This window comes from Collimonas silvisoli, from assembly GCF_018305005.1.
Lineage (GTDB): Bacteria > Pseudomonadota > Gammaproteobacteria > Burkholderiales > Burkholderiaceae_D > Collimonas > Collimonas silvisoli.
The window spans coordinates 1-7451 of the sequence record NZ_JAGQEG010000150.1 but is presented as its reverse complement, the minus strand read 5'-3'; the positions used below and the strand labels follow the sequence as shown (position 1 = coordinate 7451).

General features: G+C 57.3%; 7 protein-coding genes and 1 tRNA gene. 5 read left to right on the top strand and 3 right to left on the bottom strand.

Annotated elements, in window-relative coordinates; translation table 11 throughout:
- The 3 genes from minD to KHU33_RS24700 form a co-directional block, all read right to left on the bottom strand.
- Positions 1-805, bottom strand: an 805-nt coding sequence (gene minD, locus KHU33_RS24710; protein ID WP_211467965.1) for a septum site-determining protein MinD, incomplete at its 3' end; no start/stop codon positions are given.
- 53 nt (positions 806-858) lie between these two features.
- Positions 859-1599 (bottom strand): septum site-determining protein MinC, encoded by a 741-nt coding sequence (minC, locus tag KHU33_RS24705; RefSeq protein WP_211467963.1) that lies wholly within the window; start codon positions 1597-1599, stop codon positions 859-861.
- A 325-nt stretch (positions 1600-1924) separates the two neighbouring features.
- Positions 1925-2000, bottom strand: a tRNA-Phe gene (locus KHU33_RS24700).
- A 173-nt stretch (positions 2001-2173) separates the two neighbouring features.
- Here KHU33_RS24700 and KHU33_RS24695 point away from each other — a divergent pair.
- From KHU33_RS24695 to KHU33_RS24675, 5 genes are all read left to right on the top strand, one after another.
- Positions 2174-3421 (top strand): FAD-dependent monooxygenase, encoded by a 1248-nt coding sequence (locus tag KHU33_RS24695; protein ID WP_211467969.1) that lies wholly within the window; start codon positions 2174-2176, stop codon positions 3419-3421.
- A gap of 11 nt (positions 3422-3432) precedes the next feature.
- Complete coding sequence (locus KHU33_RS24690) at positions 3433-4155, top strand: DsbC family protein (protein WP_211467967.1); 723 nt, start codon at positions 3433-3435, stop codon at positions 4153-4155.
- A 51-nt stretch (positions 4156-4206) separates the two neighbouring features.
- Positions 4207-4806 (top strand): nucleotidyltransferase family protein, encoded by a 600-nt coding sequence (locus tag KHU33_RS24685; protein ID WP_211467961.1) that lies wholly within the window; start codon positions 4207-4209, stop codon positions 4804-4806.
- A 137-nt stretch (positions 4807-4943) separates the two neighbouring features.
- Positions 4944-5402: a DUF3429 domain-containing protein gene (locus tag KHU33_RS24680; RefSeq protein ID WP_211467959.1), complete on the top strand. Its 459-nt coding sequence runs from the start codon at positions 4944-4946 to the stop codon at positions 5400-5402.
- 3 nt (positions 5403-5405) lie between these two features.
- On the top strand, positions 5406-7271 hold the full coding sequence (locus KHU33_RS24675) for a M61 family metallopeptidase (RefSeq protein WP_211467957.1): 1866 nt from the start codon (positions 5406-5408) through the stop codon (positions 7269-7271).
- The last annotated feature ends 180 nt before the right edge of the window (positions 7272-7451 follow it).

Genomic DNA, 7451 nt, shown 5'->3' with positions numbered 1-7451 from the left:
CAAAAATGCGGTGCAGGAAACCCGGTTTTTCATAGGAGGTAAAGCGCAGGGGGACGTCGTCGCCGAGGAAGCGCGAGACCACGTCTTCGTAGGCCAGGGCGACATCGCTGCCCTTGATATGAATTGCCGGATTGCCCTGGTTAGAGGCGTGCAATACCGATTCCGACTCAGGAATGATGCCGACCAGAGGGATGCGCAGAATATCCTGAACGTCGGTATACGACAGCATTTCACCGGCCTCGACGCGTTTTGCCGAATAACGGGTGATCAGCAAATGTTCCTTGACCGGTTCGCCGCCGTTTTGCGCGCGCCGCGATTTTGCCTGGATGATGCCGAGGATGCGATCGGAGTCGCGCACCGACGACACTTCAGGATTGGTCACGACCACCGCCTCATCGGCAAACGTCAGCGCCATCACGGCGCCGCGTTCGATGCCGGCCGGCGAATCGCAAATGATGTATTCGAAATCCATCTTGACCAGATCGTTGAGAACGGTCTCAACGCCTTCTTCGGTCAAGGCATCTTTGTCGCGGGTTTGCGAAGCTGGCAAAATGAACAGATTTTCGCAATGCTTGTCCTTGATCAGGGCCTGGGTCAGGGTTGCTTCTTTATTGACGACATTGATCAGATCGTACACTACGCGCCGCTCGCAACCCATGATCAAATCCAGATTGCGCAGGCCGACGTCAAAGTCGAGCACAGCGGTTTTGTGGCCGCGCATGGCCAGACCCGATGCAAAACTGGCGCTGGAGGTGGTCTTGCCAACTCCGCCTTTGCCGGACGTAACAACGATGATTTTTGCCACGAAGAGCTCCTTGTTGGATATGCGGATATGTAGTTAGTCTTGAATTCGAAATCTTAAATTCGGGAAGCGGAATTGAGCGATAGTACGTCAATCCGATCGCCGCTCAGGCGAATTTGTGCCGGCTGGCCCTTTTGTTCCGGCGGCAAGCCGTTTTCAAAAGTGCGATACACGCCGGCGATGGAGACCAGTTCAGCTTCCATGCTGGCGGCAAAAATACGGGCCGAGGTGTCGCCGCTGGCGCCGGCCAGCGCCCGCCCGCGCAGTGGCGCGTAGACGTGAATGCTGCCGTCGGCAATGATTTCGGCGCCATTGTTAACCGTAGCGGTGATGACCAGATCGGCGTCGCGCGCATAAATCCGTTGTCCTGCGCGCACCGGCGTATCGATGATCATGGTGCTGGCGGCCGCCCTTGGAGGTGCCGCGACCGGGGCCGCCGGTGGTGGTGTAGGGGCGGCAGGTTCCTGGCGCGCGGCCACGACATGATCGATGCTCAAGCCGCTGGCGACGATGTCGGCTTCCATTTCCGCCGGGGCATTGCGCACCGCAACCGCATTCAAGCGATATTTCTTCAGAAGCGCAATCAATTGCGGCCAATCCATATGCGAGCGGTCAGGCCCCAGGCCGGCCACATCGATAACCGCAAACTCATTGTCAAAGAAGTCGGCGGTGCCGCCGGTCATTTCCTGCAAAGCAGCTTCTAACGCCATCGGATCGGAATCATGCAAGATGGCAGATACGGCGACCACGGTTGCAATTTTTATTTCAATCGGCTTGCGGGATTTGTTTTTGAGCATAAAGCAGTGAGATGTATGGGCAAACCAAAGCAGGAAGTGCTGGCGAATTGGTTTATAGAACGTTTAGATGGCAATTGGTTCGTTTTGAATGAATATAAAATATTGTCTTAGTTCGCGATCTTACCAAATCTCGGGAGGATCACGAAAAAAGCGTTGCCGCCGCATCAGTTGCCTATCAATTATCTGCCGATCTCGTCGCATTTGTATGCGGCTTTGCCCAGCCTGGACGGCGGATTCCCGCGCTTCGGATTGGGTAACGATTGGGTAACACATCACGCCGCAAATGCAAAAAGGGCTTAGCCGAAGCTAAGCCCTTTTTTGTTTTTGGTGGCCCGGGGCGGAATCGAACCACCGACACAAGGATTTTCAATCCTCTGCTCTACCGACTGAGCTACCAGGCCAAGGGACAGGAGTATAGCAAAACATTTTCGATCCGCAAAGCCCCTTGTTGAAAGTTCTTTAAAAAACTTTGTGCTGCTTAAATTGTGGGCGGCAACTTCTGGCCTGGGTTCACGGAAACCCATATTTAACGGGGCGTGCGGAGCCTTGCATGTGTAGTCGTTATAATGGCGGGATGAAAGATATCGGATCAATCTCGAAAAATGCCGGCGCTGCGCCGAAGGCGGAATACGATATTTGTATCGTCGGCAATGGTGCTGTCGGCAAGGCAGCGGCGCTGGCCTTGGCGCAGATCGGCTTGCGTGTCACTTTGCTGGGGATGCCGGCGGCGCCAGCATCTGCCGCCGCGCCAGATGCTTGGGATACACGCGTGTACGCATTGAATCATGCGGCGCGCAGCCTGCTGTCGACGATCAAGGTGTGGGACGCCTTGGACCAGGCGCGGGTTGCCGCCGTAGACGGCATGGCGATCAAAGGCGGCACTGACAGCGCAGCCGGCAATCTCACATTCGATGCTTACGGTGCGCGTGTCGATGCGCTGGCATGGATTGTGGAGGAAGGCAATCTGAATCAGGCGCTGGATGCGGCGCTGAAATTTGCGTCGAATGTGCGCGTGCTCAGCGGCCGCGTCCAGACGATGCAAGTGGATGCGGCAGCGGCGGCCTTGCGGCTGGAGTCCGGGGAGCTCATCAGTTCTGCCCTGATTGTGGGCGCCGATGGTGCGCAATCCTGGGTGCGTGGCCAGTGCCAGATCGGCATCGATTACCGCTCGTATAAACAGCGCGGGGTGGTCGCCAATTTCTCATGTGAGCGGCCGCATCATGGCATTGCCTATCAATGGTTTACTGAAACCGAAGGCATCGTTGCTTTGCTGCCTTTGCCCGGGCAACGGGTATCCTTGGTCTGGTCGGCGCCGGAAGCGTTGGCGCTATCATTATTGGATGAGCCCCTGTCGGAATTGGCCGCACGTCTGTCCTCACTGGCAGGCGACAAGCTCGGTCGGTTACAGCCCTTGCAGCCGGAACAGACGCAAGCGTTTCCCTTGTCCTTGCTCAAGACGCATGCCTTGGTGGCGCCGCGAGTCGCCCTGATCGGCGATGCCGGCCACGTGGTGCATCCGCTGGCCGGGCATGGCATGAATCTCGGTTTCGGCGACGTTGCGGCCTTGGTCCAGGTGCTGGCCGAGCGCGGCATGCATCGCGATTGCGGCGATGCCAGCGTGCTGGCCCGTTACGCCCGCGCGCGCAAGGAAGAGATATTGTTGATGCAAATGACTACCGATGGACTGGAACGGCTGTTCGGCGCCGATTTCGGTCCGCTTCGTTTGCTGCGTAATGCGGGGTTGAACTTGCTGGATAAAGTACCGGTCTTAAAAAGACAATTGATGGCCCACGCAGTGGGTCGCACAACCGATAAAGAATAACGGGAATGATGATGAAAAAAATAAGCGTGATGTTGGTGGCCTTGCTGGGGCTGTGGGTAAGCGTTGTCGGCGCCGAGACTTTGCAGGAGGCCTCGATTAAAAAGCTGGTTGAGCCGCGCCTGGGAGATGGCGTCAAGGTCGATGAAGTAACCAAGACCCCTTATTCGGGTTTGTTTGAAGTACGTGTCGGCAACGATATTTTTTATACCGATGCCGCGGCCAAATATGTTTTTGTCGGCCGTATCATGGACGCGCAAAGTTCGCGCGACTTTACCCGGGAACGGGTGGATGAGTTGAGCAAGATTAAGTTTTCCGATTTGCCGCTGGATCTGGCCATGAAGAAGGTCAAGGGCAACGGCAAGCGTGTGATCGCGGTGTTCGAAGATCCCAATTGCGGGTATTGCAAGCGCTTTCACAAGAGCACTTTGCCGGAAGTCGATAACGTTACTGTATATACCTTTCTGTACAACATCTTGGCGGAAGACTCCGCCGTCAAAGCCCGAAACGTCTGGTGCAGCACGGATCGCAACAAGGCCTGGACCGATCTGATGGTCGACGGCAAAGCCGCCGCCGCCGCACCAGCAGCCTGCCAGGCGCCGAACGATAAAGTGTTGGCGCTCGGTCAAAAAATGAATGTGACTGGCACGCCGACGATTATCTTTGCCGACGGTTCACGCGCGCCGGGCTGGATCGACGCCAAAACCATGGAAGCCAAATTCAGTTCCTTGAAATAAACAAAGCTCCTGCTGTTATCCGGCATTCGCGACTTCTCTCCGAAACCTGTCATGGGTCTTCAACAATACAATGGGCAAATCGTCGGCCTGCTGCTGGCCGCAGGCCGCGGCCGGCGTTTTGATCCCAGCGGCGTCCGCAGCAAATTACTGCAATCGTTGCCGGCAACTTCTGGCCGGACGGTGCTGGCAAGCGCCGCCGGCAATCTGGCCGCGGCGCTACCGATATGTGTTGTCTTGCGCAGCGATGTGCCGGAGCTGATCACACAAGTGGCGGATTACGTCTGGGTGCAATGCGAGACTGCCGACGACGGCATGGCGGCGTCGCTGGTACGCGGTTTGCAGCAGACCGCGGATGCGGCCGGCTGGGTGATTGCCCTGGCCGACATGCCCTATGTGCAGCCGGCAACCATCGAGGCCCTGGCGTTGGCGCTGCGCCAAGGCGCTGACATCGCAGTGCCGACGTACCTGGGCCGGCGCGGCAATCCGGTCGGCTTCAGCCGCAAGCACTTGCCGCAACTGTTGGCCTTGCGCGGCGATCAGGGCGCACGCAGCCTGTTGCAGTCATTGCCGGTAGTCGAGGTGACGGTGGCCGATCCGGGCATCCATCAAGACATCGACACCGTCGCCGATATACGACAATCGTCAGCTTGAAGCGGGCAATCCATTCGACTTTTCGGTTGCCGGCAACCGAGGCCGGCCCTAAACCGCGCAATCCCGCTACACTATCGTCTTTTTGCGCAGCCGGCGACCCGTCTGTGCATACCGATGTTCCCTGACTAAGCCCCCAGATGAATCCACATTTCCTGAACAAACGTATTATCCATTTACTTGGTTATGCCGGACTGATTCCGTTCGTGCTGCTGACGCTGGCTTGCTGGCTGGTCAACGCCGACTGGCTGCGCGATTTTATTCGCGGACAACTGGCTTACGGCATCGCCGCCTTGTCCTTTCTCGGCGGGATCCACTGGGGAGCGGTAGTGCTGCGTGCCGATCTGTCGGCTGATCATACGAAAAAAGCTTTGATCTGGGGTGTGGCGCCGACCAGCATTGCCTGGTTCTCGACCATGGCCGGCGGTTTCGGTTTCGCCTTGCTGATTGCCGGTTTTATCGCGGCTTACCAGGCCGACAAACGCTTGTTCCCATGGTATGGCTTGCCGGCCTGGTTTATTGAATTGCGTTTTAGATTGACTTGTGTGGCGGTGGCGGCGCTGATGCTGACCGTGATTGCCGGTAACGTTCGTGGATAAAAGATGAAAAAAAATACTGCCAAATTAATCGCCGGGTCTGCTCGCAGCAGCTCGCGCGACGGCCTAAGCTACAGCATCATCGCAGCCGATCCTGCTGCCCATTTGTTTGCCGTTACGCTGAGTATTGCGGAGCCGGCTGCGGTCGGGCAGATTGTCGCCTTGCCGGCATGGATTCCCGGCAGTTACATGATCCGTGAGTTTGCGCGCAACATCGTACAGATTCGCGCCGAGTCTAACGGCCGCAAGATCGCCCTCAAGAAGCTCGATAAGCATTCGTGGCAGGCGGCGCCGTGCGACGGGCCGCTGACCTTGCATTACCTGGTGTACGCATGGGATCTGTCGGTGCGCACCGCACATCTGGACCAGACTCATGGCTTCTTCAACGGCACCAGCGTATTTTTGCGCGTGGTCGGTCAGGAAAACACGCCGCACATCGTGGATATCCAGCGCCCGCAAGGCGAAGCATTCGAAGCGTGGCGCATCGCCACCGCGCTGCCAACGTTGAAAGCCAAGCGTGGCTCCTTCGGCAGCTATGTCGCCGCCAACTACGACGAACTGATCGACCATCCGGTCGAAATGGGGACTTTTCAACTGGCCAGTTTCAAGGCGCACGGCGTGCCGCATGAGATTGCGATTACCGGCAACGTACCGAATCTGGATCTGCTGCGTTTAAGCGCGGACCTGAAAAAGATTTGCGAAACCCAGATCGCTTTCTTCGAACCGGCCGGCGGCAAGTTTGCCAAACGCGCGCCGATGCAACGCTATGTGTTCCTGACGCTGGCCGTGGGCGATGGCTATGGCGGACTTGAGCATCGCGCTTCGACCGCATTGATCTGCGCGCGCGCAGATTTGCCGGTCAAAGGGCAAGCAGAAATGAGCGACGGTTACCGCAACTTCCTCGGCCTGTGCAGCCATGAGTACTTCCATACCTGGAACGTCAAACGTATCAAGCCGGCTGCGTTTGCCCCCTATGATCTGCAAGTTGAAAATTACACGCCGCTGTTATGGCTGTTCGAAGGTTTCACCAGCTACTACGACGATCTGATGCTGTTGCGCAGCGGCTTGATTGATCAGCCGGCTTATTTCAAGCTGATCGAGAAAACCATCAACGGCGTGCTGCTTGGCAGCGGCCGGCATAAGCAAAGCGTGGCCGAATCCAGCTTTGACGCTTGGGTCAAATATTATCGCCAGGACGAAAACGCGCCAAACGCGATTGTCAGCTATTACACCAAGGGCTCCCTGGTGGCGCTGGCGCTGGATCTGACAATTCGCAGCGAAACCAAGGGCCGCAAATCGCTGGACGATGTGATGCGCGCCTTGTGGCAAAAATATGGCCGCGATTTTTATGCCGACAATGCCTTGAGTGGCCGCGGCGTCAGCGAGGCTGCCGTCGAAGCCCTGTTCGATGAGGTAACCGGCCTCAAGCTGAAACGTTTCTTCGATCGCTATGTGCGTGCAACCGATGATTTGCCGCTGGCGAAATTATTGGCGCCGACCGGCATCGTGTTGAACGACAGCCGCAAGCCGGGCAAACCCTCGCTCGGCGTGCGTACCGCGCGCAATGGCGGCGATTGCAAACTGGCGAATGTGTATGAAGGCGGCGCTGCCCATCGCGCCGGCTTATCGGCGGGCGATCTGCTGGTGGCGATCGACGGCATCCGGGTTCCTGGCAGTCTGGATGCGTTGCTGGCGCGTTACCGGGTTGGCGACAGCGTCACCATTCACACTTTCCGGCGCGATGAGTTGATGACGTTCAAAGTCAGATTGTTAGCCGACAGTGCGCCGCAAGTAGGCTTGCAAGCGGAAGCCAAGCCGGCGCTGGTGCCGGCGTTGCGTACTGCATGGCTGGCCGGGCGCAGCGGACGTTGAGTGTGCGACAGGGAGTAAAAAAGCCGGAGCAGTTGTCCGGCCTTTTTTAATCGGCTGACCCGTCCTGAATTAGGTTGACACTTTTTCGATGAAGAGAAGGAGTGTCAAATGGAGCAAGAGATGCGGCGCAGCCAACGTGATTACAGCCTGGCTTTTAAATTGAGCGTTGTCGAGCAGGTA

Bases quoted from the DNA above. Each gene is read 5' to 3' on its own strand.
- KHU33_RS24675 (WP_211467957.1), top strand. From the start codon at position 5,406: ATGAAAAAAAATACTGCCAAATTAATCGCCGGGTCTGCTCGCAGCAGC.
- KHU33_RS24685 (WP_211467961.1), top strand. From the start codon at position 4,207: ATGGGTCTTCAACAATACAATGGGCAAATCGTCGGCCTGCTGCTGGCC.
- KHU33_RS24680 (WP_211467959.1), top strand. From the start codon at position 4,944: ATGAATCCACATTTCCTGAACAAACGTATTATCCATTTACTTGGTTAT.
- KHU33_RS24695 (WP_211467969.1), top strand. From the start codon at position 2,174: ATGAAAGATATCGGATCAATCTCGAAAAATGCCGGCGCTGCGCCGAAG.
- minC (WP_211467963.1), bottom strand. From the start codon at position 1,599: ATGCTCAAAAACAAATCCCGCAAGCCGATTGAAATAAAAATTGCAACC.
- KHU33_RS24690 (WP_211467967.1), top strand. From the start codon at position 3,433: ATGAAAAAAATAAGCGTGATGTTGGTGGCCTTGCTGGGGCTGTGGGTA.